General features: G+C 39.2%; 20 protein-coding genes. 14 read left to right on the forward strand and 6 right to left on the reverse strand.

From position 1 onward, the window contains the following. Positions 1–22 precede the first annotated feature (22 nt). The 10 genes from NSR00_RS03455 (at position 23) to ilvD (ending at position 9573) form a co-directional block, all read left to right on the forward strand. Positions 23–469, forward strand: a complete 447-nt coding sequence (locus tag NSR00_RS03455; RefSeq protein WP_063389726.1) for a YhcN/YlaJ family sporulation lipoprotein — start codon at positions 23–25, stop codon at positions 467–469. Positions 470–482: 13 nt separating this feature from the next. After that, positions 483–962 carry a stage V sporulation protein AC gene (spoVAC, locus tag NSR00_RS03460; RefSeq protein WP_094245691.1) on the forward strand — a complete coding sequence of 160 codons (480 nt, stop codon included), beginning with the start codon at positions 483–485 and terminating at the stop codon, positions 960–962. Between the two features lies 1 nt (position 963). Beyond that, positions 964–1971 (forward strand): stage V sporulation protein AD, encoded by a 1008-nt coding sequence (spoVAD, locus tag NSR00_RS03465; protein ID WP_063389728.1) that lies wholly within the window; start codon positions 964–966, stop codon positions 1969–1971. A 5-nt stretch (positions 1972–1976) separates the two neighbouring features. After that, positions 1977–2333, forward strand: a complete 357-nt coding sequence (gene spoVAE / locus NSR00_RS03470) for a stage V sporulation protein AE (RefSeq protein ID WP_063389729.1) — start codon at positions 1977–1979, stop codon at positions 2331–2333. A 5-nt stretch (positions 2334–2338) separates the two neighbouring features. Then, positions 2339–2545 (forward strand): DUF1657 domain-containing protein, encoded by a 207-nt coding sequence (locus NSR00_RS03475; protein WP_063389730.1) that lies wholly within the window; start codon positions 2339–2341, stop codon positions 2543–2545. A gap of 14 nt (positions 2546–2559) precedes the next feature. Then, complete coding sequence (locus NSR00_RS03480; RefSeq protein ID WP_340787011.1) at positions 2560–3420, forward strand: DUF421 domain-containing protein; 861 nt, start codon at positions 2560–2562, stop codon at positions 3418–3420. A 16-nt stretch (positions 3421–3436) separates the two neighbouring features. Continuing rightward, positions 3437–4348, forward strand: coding sequence for an NAD(P)/FAD-dependent oxidoreductase (locus tag NSR00_RS03485; RefSeq protein WP_340787014.1), 912 nt, complete (start codon positions 3437–3439; stop codon positions 4346–4348). 1041 nt (positions 4349–5389) lie between these two features. After that, positions 5390–6505, forward strand: coding sequence for an IS4 family transposase (locus NSR00_RS03490; RefSeq protein WP_340786703.1), 1116 nt, complete (start codon positions 5390–5392; stop codon positions 6503–6505). Positions 6506–6957: 452 nt separating this feature from the next. Further along, positions 6958–7737, forward strand: a complete 780-nt coding sequence (locus NSR00_RS03495; RefSeq protein ID WP_063389744.1) for a TIGR00266 family protein — start codon at positions 6958–6960, stop codon at positions 7735–7737. A gap of 159 nt (positions 7738–7896) precedes the next feature. Further along, positions 7897–9573, forward strand: a complete 1677-nt coding sequence (gene ilvD, locus NSR00_RS03500) for a dihydroxy-acid dehydratase (RefSeq protein ID WP_340787016.1) — start codon at positions 7897–7899, stop codon at positions 9571–9573. A gap of 480 nt (positions 9574–10053) precedes the next feature. Here ilvD and NSR00_RS03505 read toward each other — a convergent pair whose 3' ends face one another. From NSR00_RS03505 to NSR00_RS03520, 4 genes are all read right to left on the reverse strand, one after another. Then, the gene (locus NSR00_RS03505; protein ID WP_340787018.1) at positions 10054–11592 is read right to left on the reverse strand and encodes a solute symporter family protein; all 1539 of its coding nucleotides are present in this window, start codon (positions 11590–11592) and stop codon (positions 10054–10056) included. Between the two features lie 20 nt (positions 11593–11612). Further along, positions 11613–11945 carry a DUF485 domain-containing protein gene (locus tag NSR00_RS03510; RefSeq protein WP_340787020.1) on the reverse strand — a complete coding sequence of 111 codons (333 nt, stop codon included), beginning with the start codon at positions 11943–11945 and terminating at the stop codon, positions 11613–11615. Positions 11946–12191: 246 nt separating this feature from the next. Continuing rightward, the gene (gene msrA, locus NSR00_RS03515) at positions 12192–12719 is read right to left on the reverse strand and encodes a peptide-methionine (S)-S-oxide reductase MsrA (protein ID WP_094245694.1); all 528 of its coding nucleotides are present in this window, start codon (positions 12717–12719) and stop codon (positions 12192–12194) included. 54 nt (positions 12720–12773) lie between these two features. Further along, positions 12774–13094 carry a hypothetical protein gene (locus NSR00_RS03520; protein WP_340787022.1) on the reverse strand — a complete coding sequence of 107 codons (321 nt, stop codon included), beginning with the start codon at positions 13092–13094 and terminating at the stop codon, positions 12774–12776. Between the two features lie 551 nt (positions 13095–13645). Here NSR00_RS03520 and NSR00_RS03525 point away from each other — a divergent pair. Continuing rightward, a complete protein-coding gene (locus tag NSR00_RS03525; RefSeq protein WP_066246619.1) occupies positions 13646–14380 on the forward strand; it encodes an SDR family NAD(P)-dependent oxidoreductase in 735 nt (244 codons plus the stop codon). A gap of 147 nt (positions 14381–14527) precedes the next feature. Further along, entirely contained in the window at positions 14528–15868 is a 1341-nt protein-coding gene (locus NSR00_RS03530) for an MATE family efflux transporter (RefSeq protein WP_063389603.1), read from the forward strand. A gap of 24 nt (positions 15869–15892) precedes the next feature. Here the strand turns inward: NSR00_RS03530 and NSR00_RS03535 are convergent, their stop codons facing one another. Further along, on the reverse strand, positions 15893–16522 hold the full coding sequence (locus tag NSR00_RS03535; protein WP_144597011.1) for an NUDIX hydrolase: 630 nt from the start codon (positions 16520–16522) through the stop codon (positions 15893–15895). Between the two features lie 151 nt (positions 16523–16673). Between NSR00_RS03535 and NSR00_RS03540 the strand changes: the two genes are divergently transcribed. Continuing rightward, positions 16674–16817 (forward strand): hypothetical protein, encoded by a 144-nt coding sequence (locus tag NSR00_RS03540; protein WP_158640157.1) that lies wholly within the window; start codon positions 16674–16676, stop codon positions 16815–16817. Positions 16818–17134: 317 nt separating this feature from the next. After that, positions 17135–18325 carry an MFS transporter gene (locus NSR00_RS03545; protein ID WP_063389587.1) on the forward strand — a complete coding sequence of 397 codons (1191 nt, stop codon included), beginning with the start codon at positions 17135–17137 and terminating at the stop codon, positions 18323–18325. 37 nt (positions 18326–18362) lie between these two features. Here the strand turns inward: NSR00_RS03545 and NSR00_RS03550 are convergent, their stop codons facing one another. Continuing rightward, positions 18363–19220, reverse strand: coding sequence for a TetR/AcrR family transcriptional regulator (locus NSR00_RS03550; protein ID WP_130157236.1), 858 nt, complete (start codon positions 19218–19220; stop codon positions 18363–18365). Positions 19221–19266 lie beyond the last annotated feature (46 nt).

The following is a 19266-nucleotide window of genomic DNA, read 5'->3' on the forward strand; positions in this document are numbered from 1 at the left end:
AAATAAGAGTGAGCTGGTCAGGATGAAACATTTTATATTCTTTTTCACTTTCCTTTTTGTTTTCTCAGCATGCCAACAGAACGATATGGTCGATCCGACTTTAGAACAACCGACAAAAATCAATTATTCGACGAAGAACGCTCCTTTTAATCAAAAGGTCGCGAAAAAGGCGGAGGAAATAGCGGAAAGCTATGATGGAGTTCCCAAAGCCATAAGCGTCAATACAGACCGCAAGCTATTGCTTGCTTTTCAATTAGATCATATGAAACGGTTTCAATTAAAACAAAAGGAAAAAACAATTGAAAAAAAATTAAAAAAATCTTTCCGAGATTATGATGTCACCGTTTCAAGCGACATGAAAATTTATTGGGAAACAGAAAAATTAATTAACAAACTGGAAAATCTGGACAAGCGTGAAATGAACAAGAAAGTGGAAAACATTATTCAATTGAGCAGAGAAGAAACATAAGAAGGTGTTTTCGATGGCGAATGAGCAAAGAAAACTTCAAACGAAAATCATGCAGGAATACTATCAATTGGAGAAAAAAAATGAAACGAAAAGACCTGTTGTCCCAAACTGTTTACGAGCCTTTTTAGTCGGTGGAATTATTTGCTCCATCGGACAAGCGATACAGTTTTTTTACATGTACTTTTTTCATTTTACTCAACAAACCGCTGGAAATCCGACTGTTGCCACGATGATTTTTTTATCTATGCTTTTGACCGGATTTGGTGTTTACGACCGGATTGCTCAATTTGGCGGTGCCGGAAGCGCTGTACCAGTCACAGGGTTCGGAAATGCTGTTATTTCTGCAGCGATTGAGCACCGAACAGAAGGATTTGTCCTCGGTGTAGGCGGGAACATGTTTAAATTGGCCGGATCTGTTATTTTATTTGGAACATTTTCTGCATTTGTAGTTGCTTTAATCAAAACGATTTTAATTAAATGGGGTGGTTTTTGAAATGCTGAAAGGACATCGCACTTGGGTATTTCATAATCAACCCGTGATCATTTCAACCGCTACCGTTGGCGGGCCGTTTGAAGCAAATGGCAGACTAGCCGACGATTTTGATCTTCTTCACGAAGATTTGTGGTTGGGTGAGGACTCTTATGAAAAAGCTCATAAAGTGCTTTTTGAAGAAGCGTTTTACAAAGCAATAGAAAAAGGAAACATTGAAAAAGAGCAGGTGGAATTTATTATTTCCGGAGATTTAGTGAATCAAATCACCCCTTCCAGCTTTGCAGCAAGAACGTTCGGCGTTCCTTATCTCGGCATTTTCGGCGCTTGTTCTACGTCGATGGAAGGGCTGGCATTAAGCGCATTTATCGTCAATTACGGCGGAGCAAAATATTTACTGACTGGTGCGGCCAGCCATAATACGGCAATCGAAAAACAATTTCGCTATCCGACCGAGTATGGTGGGCAAAAGCCTCCGACTGCACAGTGGACAGTCACGGGTGCAGGTGCTGCTTTGTTAAGCAATGAAGGGAAAGGACCTGCCGTGACCTCGGCAACGATTGGCAGAGTGGTCGATTTAGGCATGTCTGATCCGTTTAATATGGGCGGTGCGATGGCGCCGGCAGCAGTTGATACGATAGAAGCGCATTTCCGCGATTTAAATATTGATGCGGACTACTATGATTTAATTGTAACAGGCGACTTAGGAAAAATCGGACGCAACGTCGCTCTTGAATTATTTGAAAAAAATGGCGTTCAAATGGATGAGGAAAAATTTCAGGATTGCGGTTTAATGATTTATCGGGAAGGACAACCAGTTTTATCCGGTGCAAGCGGGGCGGGCTGCTCGGCAATTGTCGTATACGGCCATTTATTAAATCGGATGAAAAAAGGCGAGCTGAAGAGAATTCTCGCTGTCGCAACTGGGGCGCTGCTTTCTCCGCTAACGTTCCAGCAAAATGAAACCATTCCGTGCATTGCACACGCTGTGTCCATTGAATTCAGGGGGTGAAACATTTGGTTGCGTCATTTTTTTGGGCGTTTGTCATAGGCGGATTAATTTGTGTAATTGGACAGATCATGTTTGATGTGTTTCATTTAACACCTGCTCATACATTAAGTACGTTTGTCGTGATTGGAGCCATCTTGGACGGTTTCGGGCTTTATGAACCATTTATCGATTTTGCGGGTGCAGGTGCAACCATTCCGATTACAAGCTTCGGAAATTCTCTCGTTCATGGAGCGTTGCAAGAAGCAGAAAAACATGGATTGATCGGCGTTTTAACAGGTATGTTTGAAGTGACTAGCTCCGGTATTTCAGCAGCTATTATTTTTGGTTTTATCGGAGCGCTTTTATTTAAACCGAAGGGGTGATTGGATTGACAGTAGCATCACAGGTCAAGCAAACGCTGGCCAGTTTAAAAAGCATTCATGCGGGATTGCAAAACTTGGCCATTACGTCAACTGATGAAGAAACGAAACGAGTTTTTCACGAAAACATGTTAATATCTGAAGAAATTATCAATGATGTAAAGTCTCGAATTGGAGAGCTGGAGTTTGAGGAACCTGAGTATAAAGGCTTTTGAAAAGAGGGATGAACATGCCAGAGTGGGTTGAAGTCATTATTCGTTCACTTGCCATAATAGCTGGATTATTTTTCATTTCCAAACTATTGGGAAAAAAACAGCTTTCCAAGCTTTCCTTTTTTGAATACGTCGTCGGCATTACCATTGGTGACATCGCCGGGACACTGTCAATGGATACGAATTTAAATTTAACAAACGGTATTATCAGCATTGCCATATGGGTGATGATTCCGGTTATTATTTCATTCATTTCCATGAAAAGTCCGTCGTTTCAGCAATTTATTGAAGGAAAACCGACCGTTTTTATTAAAAACGGAAAAATCATGGAGGAAAATTTAAAGAAAGAAAAATATCCTTTGGCCGCTTTGTTGGAACAATTGAGGAAAAATAATGTCCATCATGCCAGTGATGTGGAATTTGCTATTTTAGAAACTACCGGTGAACTGAGTATTATGCTGAAAAAAGAAAAACAGCCTGTCACGGTAGGAGATATTAAAACGAACGTTGCTCCTGTTAAAGAACCGCAAACCGTCATAATGGACGGAAAAATTATGGACGAAGCTCTTTCAACGACCGGATTGAATCGAAGATGGTTGAAAGAAAAACTCGATCAATTAGGAGTCGCAGTCGAGAATGTTTTTTTAGCCCAAGTCGATTCATATGGACAACTCACTGTTGATTTATATGATGATAAAGTAAAAGTGCCTGAACCTGTTGAAAAACAGCTTCTACTTTCATCCCTTAAAAAAGTGGAGGCAGATTTTGAATTATACGCTCTGCAAACTGAAAATACGGAAGCGAAAAACATGTATATAAAAAATAGAAAAAAAATAGCTGAAATGATCAAAACATTAACGCCTTTTTTGCAAGGTTGACTGAAAGGGTGGAAAAGTGAAAACATACGATTGCATCATTGTTGGCGGCGGGATCGCCGGTTTATCTGCGGCCATTATGCTTGGAAGGTATAAACATAATGTTTTAGTCATCGACAAGATGAACGGAAGATCGACGCTATGCAGAAGCTATCATAATTTGTTAGGGTGGCCTGACGGGGTAAGCGGACAGACACTGCGTACTCTTGGAAGAGAACATGCAGAAAAATACGGAGTAAAATTTTTAAAAAAGCTGGCAACAAAAGTCGAAAAGCAAGGAAAAGATTTCCTTATCGAAACGGACGATCGCAGCATATACAAAACAAAAAAATTGCTGATTGCAACAGGGGTTACCGACCGCATACCAGAAGTGCTGTCAGAAATAAAGCATTGTTTAGGCATTTCGGTATATGTTTGCCCTGATTGCGATGGATATGAAGTAGATGGGAAATCGGTCATTGTAATGGGGGCAGGAAAAGCAGGAGCGAAGCTGGCTCTCTCACTAACGTACTGGACGAAAGACATTCAGTACGTGAATCATGATGGAGAAGAAATTAATGCTGCATTAAAAAATGAACTTTCTAATAAAAATATCGAATACATAAAAGAACGGTTAACGAAAGTGATGAGAGACGGTGAATGGTTTAAGGGAGTTGAATTGGAAAGCGGAAGACGCCTTTTCGCGGATAGAGGCTTCCTCGGATTTGGCGGCAATCGCGTTCATTCAGATCTTGCCGCTCAGCTCGGCGCCGAGCGATTAGAAAATAAGCATCTAGTCATCCATGCACGGACGAAAGAAACGAGCGTCCAAAATGTTTGGGCAGCCGGAGACGTTGCGGCTCACTCGGAACAAGCTGCAATCGCAATGGGGGATGGAATCCAAGCAGCGATTTGGATTCATAAACGGCTTTTAGAGGAACAACGGACTTGATGTTGATTGATAGATCTGAAAATTCCGAGCTGTTCAGGGCTCCATTATTTTGCCGATTTTACGACCGTAAAAGTTATCGACAAAGAATGACGAGCAATTTAGGAGCGAATGCTCGGATTTGTCTTGAATTAGTATTGGAAAAATTTTACTGAATATAAAACTAGGAGGGGGAGGATATCAATTGTTTTGAGCGCTGGAAGTTTCGATGCCCTCCTTTGTGTTTACATGAAGATATTTATGATTACAGCCTTTGACGGCTGCAGAGAAAGTAAATGTGATCAAATAAGTGAGAATCCGAAAATGGAAGTTCTGCACATGATAGGGATTGAGCATTTGTTTTTGGCGAAAAAGCTCTCTTCAATCTTTAATTTTTTACGATGAAGGCTCAGATGTTTTCAACTAAAGCCCCGAATTGTTGAAGTGTATGTTTCACATACTATTCTCCAGCTTTACATAGGAATTTTTATCAAAGACAAGAAATCATTCTATATTATTTGCACGATAAGATTCATTTGCAGCTGCTTTCCTTTGTTGAAGTAAAAATAAAAATACACCTAATAAAAGGTATTATCTATAATTTCTCAAATTGCTTCTGCGAAATTATTTCAGCAGCGATCCAGAACGAATATTCCATATCCAGTGATGTTAGTTTATTCGAAAATCTATTACTCAGATAATTTCATCAATTAACTTTTTATATTATCTTTATAAACTGGTCAGCCCTGTATTAACTGTTCGAGCTGTACCAATACCTCATTAGTTTTTTCGGATTTAGAGGCTGATTTTCTCGCTCCTAAATCGATAAAATTCGATCAAATTCTGTTTTGCTTTTTTAAAGGATAAATTCTAAATAAAACAGGATTTTTGATCAAACTTTCAATTTTATATAAGACGATTATTTCACTAGCATTGCAGTAATTAAATCTGATGATTCAAAATACTAAGAATGTTCAATTTTTTATTGATTTCGAAACAAAAAAATCCTTTACAATGGAAGTACAGGTGGTTCCTGTCCAAATCCAATCGTAAAGGATAACTGTTATGGACAAGAATACACTAATTTCATCATTTGGTAAATGGGTTTCACCCATAAATATTCAAAAACTTAGCGAACAAGTCAAAGAATTGAAACAGGACTATTACACAAAAAAGCTGACAACAGAAGCCTATATTAAACTTTTATTGGTAGCCCAACTGCTCGAATTTAAGAGCTTAGAGGAAATGAGTGATGCACTTGTAGACGAAGATCTTCAAAAAGCACTCGGATTTGAATCGATAAGTGCCTCTCAGCTATCCCGAAAAAACAATCAGATCAACCCACTAATTCTTGCAAATTTGTTCTTGGATCTTGTTTGGAAAATTCAACGGTACCATTATAAAAACGGAAAGAATATGCCACTGAAAATCATTGATTCGAGTACACTCCCGTTGAATTTGACCAATTATAAATGGGCAAAATTCCGTAAAACAAAAGCTGGTGTAAAGCTACACTTACGGCTCGTTTTCATGGATAAAGACACCGTCTATCCTGAAAAAGCAGTGATTACGACAGCAAAAGAACATGACCGAAATCAACTCGAAGTCCTAGTGGATGATAAAGAAGCCATGTATGTGTTTGACCGCGGTTATGTGGACTATGAACGTTTTGACCGGATGACAGATGATGGCTATTTCTTCGTTTCAAGACTGAAGAAAAACGCAGTCATTCGTGAAGTCTATACATTTTCACTTCCTGATGATTGTCACGTTCTATCCGATAAAATGGTCTACATTGGTACCACACAAAATCGTACTGAAAATGTCTATCGTCTACTAGAAGTTATGGACACAAAAGGGAACTTACTTCGTTTAATTACCAACCGATTTGATTTAAAAGCAGAAGAGATAAGTGATATTTACCGATCTCGCTGGGCTATTGAACTCTTTTTCAAATGGCTTAAGCAACACGTAGAAATTAAGCACTTTTATGGAATGAGTGAAACAGCTATTCAAAATCAAATTTTCTTAGCCCTTATCACGTATTGCTTACATGTTCTCATTCAATTGGAGATGAAAAGTAAGAAATCCCTACTTCGAATTACTCGTTGGTTAAAGAGAGCTCTGTGGAAACCAGCTTATGTTTGGTTGCGAAAATTTGATGGGCGAGCCAGTCCATAATCTCCCTTTTGTCGTTGTCGCTCTGATTTAACTGTATATATTTACCAAATGGGCAGTGCCACCTTTCTTTAGGTTTTGTCTTTTTGGCACAAATTCACAAAAAATAATTAACAGAAAATTCTAACTATATTTATGCAATGCTAATGCGATTATTTATCAAACTTTATTTTACATCTGCATTTTGCAAATGAAGTAGATATATCGTTTAACTGAGCAGCCGTTAATCCTTTAGCTTTTTTGCTGCAAGCAATTCTTTTTCCTTGCCTAGGACAAAACATTCATATTGCACCGAAGCCCGATTGAAAAAAGAAATCGAACGGATTGCTCAAAGTGGTATTATGCACTGGTTCTATGGTCATAGAGATTCTTAAAAAATTATGGCAATACGGATGAAAAAGAGCTATGATGAGTATATTACATATTCAAAAAATTACAATTATTGGGGTGAAACTATGGTCGCTCATGAAATTGAATACAAACTTCATGGAGACGATATGCAATTTGTCGAAATTGAACTTGATCCTGGCGAAAGCGCCATAGCAGAAGCCGGCGCCATGATGATGATGGACGATGGTATTGAAATGGAAACAGTTTTTGGTGACGGAAGTAATCAATCAAAAGGTTTATTAGGTAAACTTGTTGGCGCAGGGAAGCGTTTGATTACTGGAGAAAGCTTATTTATGACAGTGTTTACAAATCATCAGATGGAAAAAAAACATGTTTCCTTTGCCGCTCCGTATCCCGGAAAAATTATTCCGCTTGATTTAAAGGAATTCGGCGGGAAGGTCATTTGTCAAAAGGATTCATTTCTTTGCGCTGCAAAAGGGGTTTCCGTCGGAGTTGAATTTCAACGGAAATTAGGGACAGGATTTTTCGGCGGTGAAGGGTTTATTATGCAGAAGCTTGAGGGAGATGGATTAGCTTTTCTTCATGCAGGCGGAACGATTATCCAGAAGGATTTGCTCCCAGGAGAAAAACTTAAAATTGATACAGGCTGTTTAGTAGCAATGACAAAAGATGTTGATTACAATATCGAATTTGTCGGCAAAGTGAAAACGGCATTCTTTGGCGGCGAAGGTCTGTTTTTCGCAACCGTACGTGGACCGGGTTCTGTTTGGGTGCAATCATTGCCCTTCAGCCGTTTAGCTGACAGAGTTTTGGCCGCGCAAAGTGGAGGCAAAGATGAAGGCAGCATTTTAGGCGGAATTGGGGATTTGTTTGATGGAGATTGATTATTTGCAATGACAAGAGGAAGCGGCGCATACGATTCCTCTTTTAATGAAAAAGGCCATAATAAAAACCTTTGTGAAAAAAATAAAATAGTAGTATAATATTTAAATATTAAAATTAATTGAAAATTAAAAAAGGAATTAAAAGCGGGGGGATTTATTTTGGCGCAATTACGCAGCAACATGATCAAGAAAGGGTTTGACCGTGCACCGCATCGAAGCTTGTTGCGCGCAGCTGGTGTAAAAGAAGAAGATTTTGATAAACCGTTTATTGCGGTTGTTAATTCATATGTGGACATTATTCCAGGCCATGTTCACTTACAAGAATTTGGAAAGATTGTAAAAGAAGCGATTCGCGAAGCTGGAGGCGTGCCATTTGAATTTAATACGATCGGTGTCGATGACGGAATTGCAATGGGGCATATCGGCATGCGCTATTCACTGCCAAGCCGAGAAATTATTGCTGATTCTGTTGAAACAGTCGTCAATGCACACTGGTTTGACGGCATGGTCTGCATTCCGAACTGCGACAAAATTACGCCTGGTATGTTGATGGCAGCTATGAGGATTAACATTCCGACGATTTTTGTCAGCGGAGGACCGATGGCTGCCGGAAGAACAAGCGACGGCCGGAAAATTTCCCTATCTTCAGTTTTTGAAGGAGTAGGAGCTTATCAATCAGGAAAAATAGATGAAAACGGATTAAAAGAACTTGAAATGTACGGCTGTCCGACTTGCGGATCTTGTTCAGGCATGTTTACAGCAAACTCAATGAACTGTTTGTCTGAAGCATTAGGTTTGGCCCTGCCAGGGAACGGAACGATTTTAGCTGTTTCGCCTGAACGGAAAGAACTTGTCAAACAAACGGCAAAACAATTAATGAAATTGATCGAAATGGATTTAAAACCTCGTGATATTGTGACGGAAAAAGCAATTGATAACGCATTTGCTTTAGATATGGCGTTAGGAGGTTCGACCAACACGGTCTTGCATACTTTAGCCCTTGCCAATGAAGCAGGCGTTGATTATCCGCTTGAACGGATCAATGAAGTGGCGGAAAGAGTGCCTCATTTAGCAAAGCTTGCGCCGGCATCTGATGTTCATATTGAAGATTTACATGCAGCTGGGGGAGTTTCCGCCGTATTAAATGAGTTGACGAAAAAAGAAGGAACTCTTCATTTAGACTGCATGACGGTAACAGGAAAAACGCTCGGTGAAAATATTGCCGGATGCGAAGTAAAAGATTACAACGTTATTCGCCCAATTGATAATCCGTTTTCTGAAAAAGGTGGACTTGCCGTATTATTTGGAAGCCTAGCTCCAGATGGCGCTATCATTAAAACAGGCGGCGTTCAAGGAGGAATCACTCATTTTGACGGCCCTGCCGTAATTTTTGATTCTCAAGAGGAAGCGCTTGAAGGAATTGCGAAAGGAAAAGTAAAAGAAGGGGATGTTGTCATCATTCGCTACGAAGGTCCTAAAGGAGGCCCGGGAATGCCTGAAATGCTTGCGCCGACATCACAAATTGTTGGGATGGGTCTTGGACCGAAAGTTGCTCTCATCACGGATGGACGTTTCTCCGGTGCTTCCCGCGGTTTATCGATTGGTCACGTATCACCTGAAGCTGCGGAAGGCGGACCGATTGCCTTTGTAAAAGAAGGAGACCGTATTGTGATCGATATTGAAAAACGGACGATTGATGTGCATGTTAAAGAAGAGGAATGGAACAAACGAAAAGCGGAATGGAAAGGCTTTGAGCCAAAAGTGAAAACCGGTTACTTAGCTCGCTATTCCAAACTGGTTACATCTGCTAGCACAGGCGGCATTATGAAAATTTGACGTCACTAACCGCCCCCTTTTTCAAAAAATTAAAAATTGGACAGATTTTCCTATATTATTCATAGCTGCACATATTTCTAGAAAGACGCGACTGCCGCGTCTTTCTAGCATTTTTCAGATGATCTCACTTGATTTGGCGAATTTTTCTGATCCAATACTGCTGGAAAGATGAGGGGAAGCAACATACAGAAAGTGTGAAACAAAGATCTGCTCATCTCGTTTTGACGCATATAAAACAGAGAAAGGATTCAGAAGAAGCACGAGAACGGATTGTTTTTTCATTATGAAATTATGAAAGCCCATTTTTTAATGATTTCAAATGGGCTTTTTCATGTTTTAAAGTTGAAGGGGGCTGTCCAGAAAGTCAAATCGCCATTGAAAACAACACCGATATATCAACGTTTCTAAATCATTAATGGGGGCGTCAATAAGCCGTAAAAACGACTTATCAGACACCCCCTTCATCTATTTTTCAAGCGCTTACATTTCGGCTTCTTTATATCCAGTATTGGCTTTAAACGTCACTTCCGCATATTTTTTCTCATCCCGCTTGGCGGAAACAAGCGTACCAATCAAACCACCGATAAAACCTGCTGGTACTGATATGAGCGCTGGGTTTGTCAGCGGGAAAATAGGATCGCCGACAAAAAAGGCTTTTCCAGCTTCAGGATGAATGACATTTGGGCTGATAGACACTAAAACAATCGCTGTAATTAAACCAGCCAGCATAGCAGTGACCGCACCGGCAGTGTTAAATTTTTTCCAATAAATCGTATAAACAATGACGGGCAAATTAGCGCTTGCCGCTACACAAAATGCGAGAGACACAAGAAATGCAACATTTAATGATTGAGCGCCAAGGGCTAGCAGGATTGAAAATGCGGAAACGCCCACAGAAGCCCATCTTGCAGCTAACACTTGCTGTCTTTCCGTAGCTTTTCCTTTTTTAATGATCTGTCCATAAATGTCGTGCGCGAATGCGGACGCACCAGACAAAACTAAACCTGCAACAACAGCTAATATGGTTGCAAAAGCTACTGCAGAAACAAAGGACATTAAGAAATCTCCTCCAAGTGCTTTCGCAAGCAGCGGCGCCGCCATATTTCCAGCAGGATTTTCGGCTATAATCGTTTCTGAACCGACAAATTTGGCTGCACCGAATCCTAAGAAGATTGTCATGACATAAAAGATTCCGACAACCCAAGTTGCATTAACGACTGACGCACGTGCAGTTTGTGCATCTTTAACGGTAAAAAAGCGCATTAATATGTGAGGAAGCCCTGCTGTTCCCAACACTAAGGCCAGCATCATGGAAAGTAAATCGAGCGGATTTTTATATACAATTCCTGAATGCAAATAATTTTCGCCGTGTGGAGTCGCTTGTGACATCTCGTTAAACATGCCAACGATATTAAAGTTAAATTTCAATAAAACAAGGAATGAAATAATGACCGTTCCTGCCATAAGCAATACAGCCTTTATGATTTGCACCCAGCTAGTTGCTGTCATTCCACCAAATAATACGTAAATGGTCATCATGACTCCAACGATCAATACGGCGATCCAATACTCAATCCCCAATAACAATTTAATGAGTGCACCTGCACCAACAAGCTGTGCGATCATATAAAATATAACAATTGTGATGGAACTTAGAGCAGCTGTTGCACGGACTTTTCTCTCACTGAATCTTGAGTTGATCATATCTGCGAGTGTATATTTTCCTAAATTTCTGAGAGGCTCTGCAACGATGAATAGAACGAAGAGATATGCGGTTAAATAGCCGATGCTGTAGTAGAAACCATCAAATCCATTCAATGCGATGGCGCCTGCGATACCAAGAAATGATGCGGCTGATAAATAGTCTCCAGCTATCGCAAGTCCATTTTGCCACCCGGTCAAGCCTCCGCCGGCTGTGTAAAATTCGTTTGCGGTTTTTGTTCTTTTTGCAGCCCAATACGTGATATATAAAGTGACTAAAAGGATGATCAAAAACAGAATAAATGCTGGTACACTCATGAAAGTGCAGCCCCCTTATTTTATTTTATATTTTCTTCAATAATTTCTTCCGCCAATTGGTCAAATGTTTCCGCTTTTTTTACATACATCGTAGCGAACACCCAAACCATGACAAAAAGACCCAGCGAATAGAGCCATGTCCATGTAATCCATCCGATTGCTTTATGCTCCAAGATGGATGTATAACCTGTGAGAATCGGCAATAAAAAGTAGGTGATGAGAAAAACGATTATAATAGGTACAATAAAATTCCGCTTTTTTTGAATAAGCAGTTGAAACTTGCTTGTTGCAACAATTTTCTCATAATCAAGAATGCGCCCCCTCTGTTCTTTTTCCTTTTCAAATGTTTCCATTGTACCATCCCCTTTCTTTGGTAATATTCGTAATTTTTTGTCAATTACAATAATAAGTTATGCTAAAAAAATAGTCAATCATTTTTGTAAAACGTTTTCAAAATTTTATTTGTAACATTTTGGAAAAGAAGGCTACATCGACGCTAAGTAATGGAATCGCTTACATAAAGTGTTGCACGCCGAAAATGTTGGTAATTTTAAAAAAACAGTAAAACCTATTGTAAGATTTTACTGTTTCAATCATTTCTACTTCCAATGCTTTCGCAAAAATTCATCCCGTCCGGAAATTTCCCGATCTTTTTTGTATGCTTCTGGATTTTTTTGATAAAAATTTTGATGATATTCTTCTGCTGGGTAAAATGGCGCAGCCGGTAAAATTTTGGTTACGATCGGTTTATTGAATTTTCCGCTTTTGGCTAAGGCGAGTTTAGATTGTTCTGCCAGCGTTTTTTGCTCATTTGAATGATAGAAAATGGCTGTCCTGTACTGACTGCCTCTGTCGTGGAATTGTCCGCCGTCATCGGTCGGATCGATTTGCTGCCAATAAATTTCAAGGAGCTTATCATATGGGAACACCGTTGGGTCAAATTCGATTTGTACCGCTTCATAATGCCCAGTTGTCCCTGTTTTGACCTGTTCATAAGTAGGATTTTCAACATGCCCGCCCGTATAACCAGAAATGACTTTCTCAATGCCGTCCCACTGGTCAAAAGGTTTTACCATGCACCAAAAACAGCCTCCGGCGAATGTTGCTTTCTCTAGCTTCTTCTCCAATTTCTTCACTCCTGGTCCAGTTAGAATGAGTTAAAGTTTAATAATATCATAAAGTTAATGGCAAATCCCGAGATTAAACAGTAAAATTTTAAATTGAACAGCGATAATAGCGATCCATAAAATGGAGGCTATAGAATAGATCGCGGTTCGTTTTCTAAAATTTTTATATTTCAAGATAAAAAATGCCGCTACTGATACGATGGAAAAGAAAACAGTTAAACCTAACATTCCGACAAATGGAGTAGACCAATAATAATTGTTAAAAATCGGGATGATGATTGTTGGTGTGTAAAACTTTGACAGCGAATAGATGCCAAACAGCCATGAGATAATCATGAAAACAAAGATGGAAACAGTTGTCAATTTAATTGCCAAAGGTATCTCCTTTCTGACTTTTATTCCGATCTGTTTAATTGTATTTTATGTATGCTGCACGTTGTTGTCAATTGATTAAGTTTATAAATGATATAATAAATGAGTGAGCTATCTAAAAGCGACTAAATTGAAGAAATGTAAAATCTGTAGCCGAAAAAAGGCAATACAAAAAACTTAATTCGCTTCCGTTTAGGCGAGTAGAGTGGATCTTTTTATATCAGGCTGCGTGTCTTCTGAGCTAACAGTCAATCTTTTTCAAGGGGGACTCTTTTTTCGATTTAGGGGAGGGGAAGGTTGCAAGCTTCCAGCTTTGCAGCCAGATTGAACTAGTAGCTCGAACACAAGATGGTGAAACCAACCTTTTAAGCAGCCGAAGCGAAAAGGAGGAAAAAAGCTTGCATAAAAGATCTTTAGACGGTTTCTGCGTTCAACGAAAAAAGTCTATCTTTAAATGAAAATTTTCAATATTGTGGGGCTGACCCTGTTATTTCCAACGGAAGTAATCGAAAACAAGAGCAGGATTTTAAAAAACGATAAGAGGAGGAATCGACATGGTCTTTGCAGGAAAAACAGTCATTATAACCGGCGGTGCACAAGGGATCGGGAAAGCGATCGTTTCCGCCTATGCAAAAGAAGGAGCAACAGTTGTGATAGCGGATGTGAATGAACAAAAAGGAAAGGAAACAGCTGAGGAATATGGAGCGACGTTTATCAAAACGGATGTCAAAAATCATAAGGACGTCATCAAATTAATAGAAACGGTCAAACATACAACGGGAAGAATCGATATTGTGATTAACAATGCAGGTGTTTCAAGATTTAAATCTCTTTATGAGCTAACGGTTGAAGAATGGGATGACATATTACAAACAAATCTTCGCAGCGTATTTTTATTTGCAAAGGAATCTGCAAAATATATGCGAGAAAATGAAAGGGGAGGTTCGATCATTAATATTGCTTCAACAAGAGCGTTCATGTCTGAAAAAGATTCGGAAGCGTACGCTGCGTCTAAAGGCGGCATCGTTGCTTTAACACACGCTTTAGCTATTTCATTGGGGGAAGACAAAATCAGAGTCAATTGTATAAGCCCCGGCTGGATTGAAACGAACAACTATGAACTGCTTACTGAGCGTGATCATCTACAGCATCCTGCAAAGCGAGTCGGAAAACCGGATGATATTGCCAGAGCGTGTTTGTTTTTAACTCATCCCGACAACGATTTTATTACGGGAGAAAATATTATTATTGACGGCGGCATGACGAAAAAAATGATATATGAAGAATAAATCTTGATAAAAGGTAAGGAAGCAAGAGAGCCCCATTCGTTCAAAAAAAGCTCTCAGCAGGACGTGGTCGTAAATCCTTCACCGAGCGGCACTTTGCTTATTCGAAGGCTGCGTCAATGTAAGATGAAAGAAAAAGGTGATTCTTGGATGAAACAGACGGATTACTCAGAAGGAAATATTTTAAAGCAGCTCATCACTTTTTCCTCGCCTATTTTATTAACGAACTTGCTTCAAGTTTCGTATCAAATAATTGACAGTTTATGGGTTGGAAACTTGCTGGGGGCTCGTGCATTAGGGGTGGTGTCTCTCTCAGGAACTGTCATTTTCACAATTCTTTCTTTCATTATCGGGATCAACCAAGCAACATTAACGATTTTGTCCCAATTAAAAGGAAAACGCGATGAACAAGGGTTGAAACGGTATGTGAATGCCTTTGTTGTCACGCTGTTTATATTATCGATTTTGCTTGGAGTTTTTGGATTTATTTTTGCCGAACGGATTTTATTTTTGCTTGGAACACCTGACAGTTTAGTTGCAGATGCATCCTTATACTTGCGAATTAATTTTCTTGGAATTATTTTCTTATTCGGCTACAATTTTGTGGCGACATTGATGCGTGCACTTGGAGAAAGCAAAGCCCCGGTTTATTTTGTTGTTTTGGCTGTTCTTTTAAATGCCGCTTTAGATCCATTATTTATTTCTGGATTTCAATTCGGCATAGCCGGAGCGGCTTATGCAACAGTGATTTCCCAAGGGATCGCCTTTTTATTCGGAATATATTTGGCGATTCATTACAAATTAGTTCCTTTTACATGGCCGCGTATGCCGAAAAAAGAAGAAGTTTCTCTTATTTTAAAAATCGGGGTTCCGTCCGGCATGCAAATGATGGTCATTTCCGCTGGAGTGACGGCGATCATGAGCGTTGTAGCTAGTTTTGGCGAAGACGCGCTGGCCGGATTCGGCGCTGCTCAGAGGCTCGATAATATTATCTTGCTTCCCGCAATGGCCCTCGGAACTGCTGTCAACAGCTTGGCAGGCATAAACATTGGTGCAAATCGATGGGATCGAGTTTATAAAATTGCTCAATATGGATTGATGTATAATTTAGCTATTATGGTTTTGATATCATTGCTAATTCTCTTTTTCGCCCGTTTTGGTGTGGAATTATTTATCCAGGAGGAAGAAGCGGTGCAATTTGGTGTGAATTATTTAAAAATCGTCGCTTTCTTCTATCCGTTTCTTGGCATCAATTTTGTGTTAAACGGTGTTGTTCGTGGATCTGGTGCGATGATGCAAGTCTTAATTTTAAACATCATCTCGTTTTGGGTGCTGCGTTACCCGCTCACATACCTTTTTTCCAATTGGATCGGCGAAGACGGCATCGGTGTCGGAATGGGCGTCAGCTTTGTTATTTCCAGCTTATTCGCCTTTTTATATTTTAGGCTCGGCGGGTGGAGGAAAAAAGAATTGTTTCACGGTACAGCTTAAATAAACAGCCATCCCATAAAACTATTATAGGGATGGCTCGCTCTTTAGCATATCGATAAAATAGTAGATCATCCGGGCTGTCAGCCCCCAAATCACTTTATCTTTATAATAATAAAAATGTTCTTCTATTTTCGGTGAATTCCATTTATATTTTTTTCCCCCGATGATGCTTTCATAAGGAAAATTTTCTTCAGGTTCTGCCCGAAAATGAACTTCATAAATTTCTGGCTTCGTTTCTAAAAAGAATTGAAAAGGAACTGTAAATACTTCGCCGACTTCGTCTTTGTTTGGCTCTAACGAAGCGTCAGGATCGATCATGCCAACAAAAGGATAAACAACCGTTCCGTAGGCAGTCATCACATAATCAAGCGGATATACATGCTGAATCATATCGGCTGAAATACCTAGCTCTTCTGATGTTTCGCGAATAGCTGTATGTTTTGCATCGTGATCGGTCGGCTCAACTTTCCCACCTGGAAAACAAATCTCGCCGGGCTGCCTTTTTAATTTTTTGGCGCGTACTTCAAACAACAAATGAACTTCATCATTTATTCGCATAAACGGAAGCAATACCGCAAATTTTACTAAACGATCCATCCCAATTATCGTCGGATTATGATTTTTAACCTTCTTTATAATATCTTCGATCTCCATACTGTCACCTTCAATCTAACATAATCGATTAATTTCATTATAAATGAAAAACAGAACTGGTTGGCGAATGGCATGCATATTTTCGAATAAACGTAAAAAATTTCGCAACAATAAATAAGAAGATGATGATATATATGAGAGGTGAGCAAGAATGAAGTGGTTTAAAAACAAAAAACGTACACATGAACAAACGGAACTCGAAAGAAGAACGGATGTACATGACTTATATGAACCGTCCCGTGAAGCATATGGTCAAGCCTATAACGTAGAAGATGGGACAAAAAACAAAAAATAAAAATTTTATAGACAAAATGCTGTCTCCTATTCCTTTTTAAATGGCGAAGATCTACAGAATATATAAATGATTTCTGTGGATCTTTTTTAGTTGTTAAGGATTTCTCTGAAAGTAGAAATTTCAAGGAATTGTACCTTTTGCAATAAATGAAACGCTGCAAAGATGGTCTGAAATTGCGATTATAGGATTCATATGCCGATGGCACAATATTATGTTTCGTTTATAAAACAAAAAACATGACAATTATGTAAAATATGATATAGTTTACATATAACAAAACATATGTAAAGACATCAGAAAGAGGTGAAGTTGACAAGATGAAAGAGATGTCAACAAAAAAGCTATTAGGCATTGCGGGACTCGCATGGCTTTTTGATGCAATGGATGTCGGCATTTTATCTTTTATCATTGCCGCGTTAAAAGAAGATTGGAATTTGACGGCAGAACAAATGAGCTGGATCGGGAGCATCAACTCGATCGGCATGGCTGTAGGGGCATTTTTCTTCGGTCTCTTGTCAGACAAAATTGGCAGAAAAACTGTCTTTATTATCACATTATTGTTATTTTCGATCGGCAGCGGCCTGTCGGCTTTTACAACCACATTAGCAGTATTTTTGCTGTTAAGATTTTTTATCGGCATGGGGCTGGGGGGTGAATTGCCAGTAGCATCAACGCTAGTATCAGAAAGCTCGCCGACAAAGGATCGGGGAAGAATGGTCGTGCTGCTTGAAAGTTTTTGGGCTGCAGGATGGTTGATCGCGGCAATTATATCTTATTTTGTTATCCCTCAATTTGGCTGGCGTCTCGCCCTTATTTTAACAGCTCTTCCGGCTTTTTATGCGATTTATTTGCGCATGAAGCTTCCGGATTCAAAAAAATTCAAATCGATACAAACAAAATCAAATGTATGGAAAAATATCGCAGCTGTCTGGTCAAAAAAATATGTGAAACAAACAGCTGTACTTTGGGTGTTGTGGTTTTCTGTTGTTTTTTCTTATTACGGGATGTTTTTATGGCTTCCAAGCGTTGTGATGATGAAAGGCTACAGTTTAGTGCAAAGCTTTGAGTATGTTCTTATTATGACGATTGCACAGCTTCCGGGATACTTTAGTGCGGCGTGGCTCATTGAACGAATCGGTAGAAAATTTGTTCTTTCTCTTTATTTATTTGGCACTGCACTGAGCGCATTCTTTTTCGGATTTTCCGATACAACGGCAGAGCTTTTAATATCTGGAATCTTTTTATCATTTTTTAACTTAGGGGCTTGGGGAGCGCTTTATGCTTATACACCTGAGCTTTATCCAACAGAAATTCGCGGGACAGGTGCGGGAATGGCCGCATCGTTTGGAAGAATTGGTGGCATTTTCGGGCCTTTATTAGTTGGTTATTTAGCCGCTCTCAAAGTTTCCATGGTAGCCATTTTTTCAATTTTTTGCGCTGCCATTATTATTGGAGCATTAGCTGTTCTATTGTTTGGACAAGAAACAAAAGCGTTGGAGCTGGAGTAAAAATACAGCCTCTAAAGGAATTAAACCCTTTAGAGGCTCATTTAATTTGAAAATAATCAGCTAGTTGATTGGCCAAGTAGCGTAGTTCAGGATATTCATGGAGATTTGACAACATTCCTTTAATGACCGGAGTTCTTGGCTTTTCAGCCGTTATTTCAGCTTCTAACACTTCAATCGTAATGTTTAACTGTCCATCATCGATTATAGAACGGCTCATTTCTTTTATCTCATTTAAAATGTTCAACGGATGGCTGGGGGATTGAGGATGATTGAACATTTTGGTCATGATCTCAGCTGGAATGATGGGGTCATTTTGTTTTGCCAGCATTCCTTTGACTAAATCATCTGCTGTTTGCAAAATGTATTTTGCCAATTTTTCCTCATCTACTCTCACCCTATTTTCAAATATGAGGAACTGAATGAATGAAAAAAAGATTCCTTGAACGATAATGTTTACATCTGCTATATACTTATCAATTGACTTGCCGTAAATGTTTTTCAGATTGTTTGTTAAAAAATGAAAAAAATCGTTTCTTAGGTTTTGTAACAACGAATCAATTTTTTCATTATTTTCTTTTAAATTTTCATGCATCTGCGTAATAAATATTTCTTTATGCGCCAAAAATTCTTTTAATTGAACAGACAATTGTTTAATAAACCGCTCTTTTGGATCTTCGTAATTTGCCCCGATTTGCTCCGTTTTTTTCTTTAACTGACTAAAAAACTGCTCCAAAATTTTAATTAACAGTTCATCTTTTGACTTGAAATAAAAATAAAACGAACCTTTCGGAATGCCACATGCATTGGTAATTTCTTGGATGGAGGTGGAAGAAACGCCTTTTCGAGCAAACAGCTTCATCGCAGCTTCAATGATTAAACGTTCTTTTTCTTTCACATGAACATCCCCTTATTGTCGGAAAAAAATTTATTAGTTTAGTTGA

Source organism: Aeribacillus sp. FSL K6-8394 (genome assembly GCF_038008865.1).
GTDB classification, from domain to species: domain Bacteria; phylum Bacillota; class Bacilli; order Bacillales; family Aeribacillaceae; genus Aeribacillus; species Aeribacillus composti.

Coding starts and splice junctions, on each gene's coding strand:
- NSR00_RS03455 (WP_063389726.1), top strand. CDS start 23: ATGAAACATTTTATATTCTTTTTCACTTTCCTTTTTGTTTTCTCAGCA.
- spoVAC (WP_094245691.1), top strand. CDS start 483: ATGGCGAATGAGCAAAGAAAACTTCAAACGAAAATCATGCAGGAATAC.
- spoVAD (WP_063389728.1), top strand. CDS start 964: ATGCTGAAAGGACATCGCACTTGGGTATTTCATAATCAACCCGTGATC.
- NSR00_RS03480 (WP_340787011.1), top strand. CDS start 2,560: ATGCCAGAGTGGGTTGAAGTCATTATTCGTTCACTTGCCATAATAGCT.
- NSR00_RS03490 (WP_340786703.1), top strand. CDS start 5,390: ATGGACAAGAATACACTAATTTCATCATTTGGTAAATGGGTTTCACCC.
- NSR00_RS03495 (WP_063389744.1), top strand. CDS start 6,958: ATGGTCGCTCATGAAATTGAATACAAACTTCATGGAGACGATATGCAA.
- NSR00_RS03505 (WP_340787018.1), bottom strand. CDS start 11,592: ATGAGTGTACCAGCATTTATTCTGTTTTTGATCATCCTTTTAGTCACT.
- NSR00_RS03510 (WP_340787020.1), bottom strand. CDS start 11,945: ATGGAAACATTTGAAAAGGAAAAAGAACAGAGGGGGCGCATTCTTGAT.
- NSR00_RS03525 (WP_066246619.1), top strand. CDS start 13,646: ATGGTCTTTGCAGGAAAAACAGTCATTATAACCGGCGGTGCACAAGGG.
- NSR00_RS03530 (WP_063389603.1), top strand. CDS start 14,528: ATGAAACAGACGGATTACTCAGAAGGAAATATTTTAAAGCAGCTCATC.
- NSR00_RS03535 (WP_144597011.1), bottom strand. CDS start 16,522: ATGGAGATCGAAGATATTATAAAGAAGGTTAAAAATCATAATCCGACG.
- NSR00_RS03540 (WP_158640157.1), top strand. CDS start 16,674: ATGAAGTGGTTTAAAAACAAAAAACGTACACATGAACAAACGGAACTC.
- NSR00_RS03545 (WP_063389587.1), top strand. CDS start 17,135: ATGAAAGAGATGTCAACAAAAAAGCTATTAGGCATTGCGGGACTCGCA.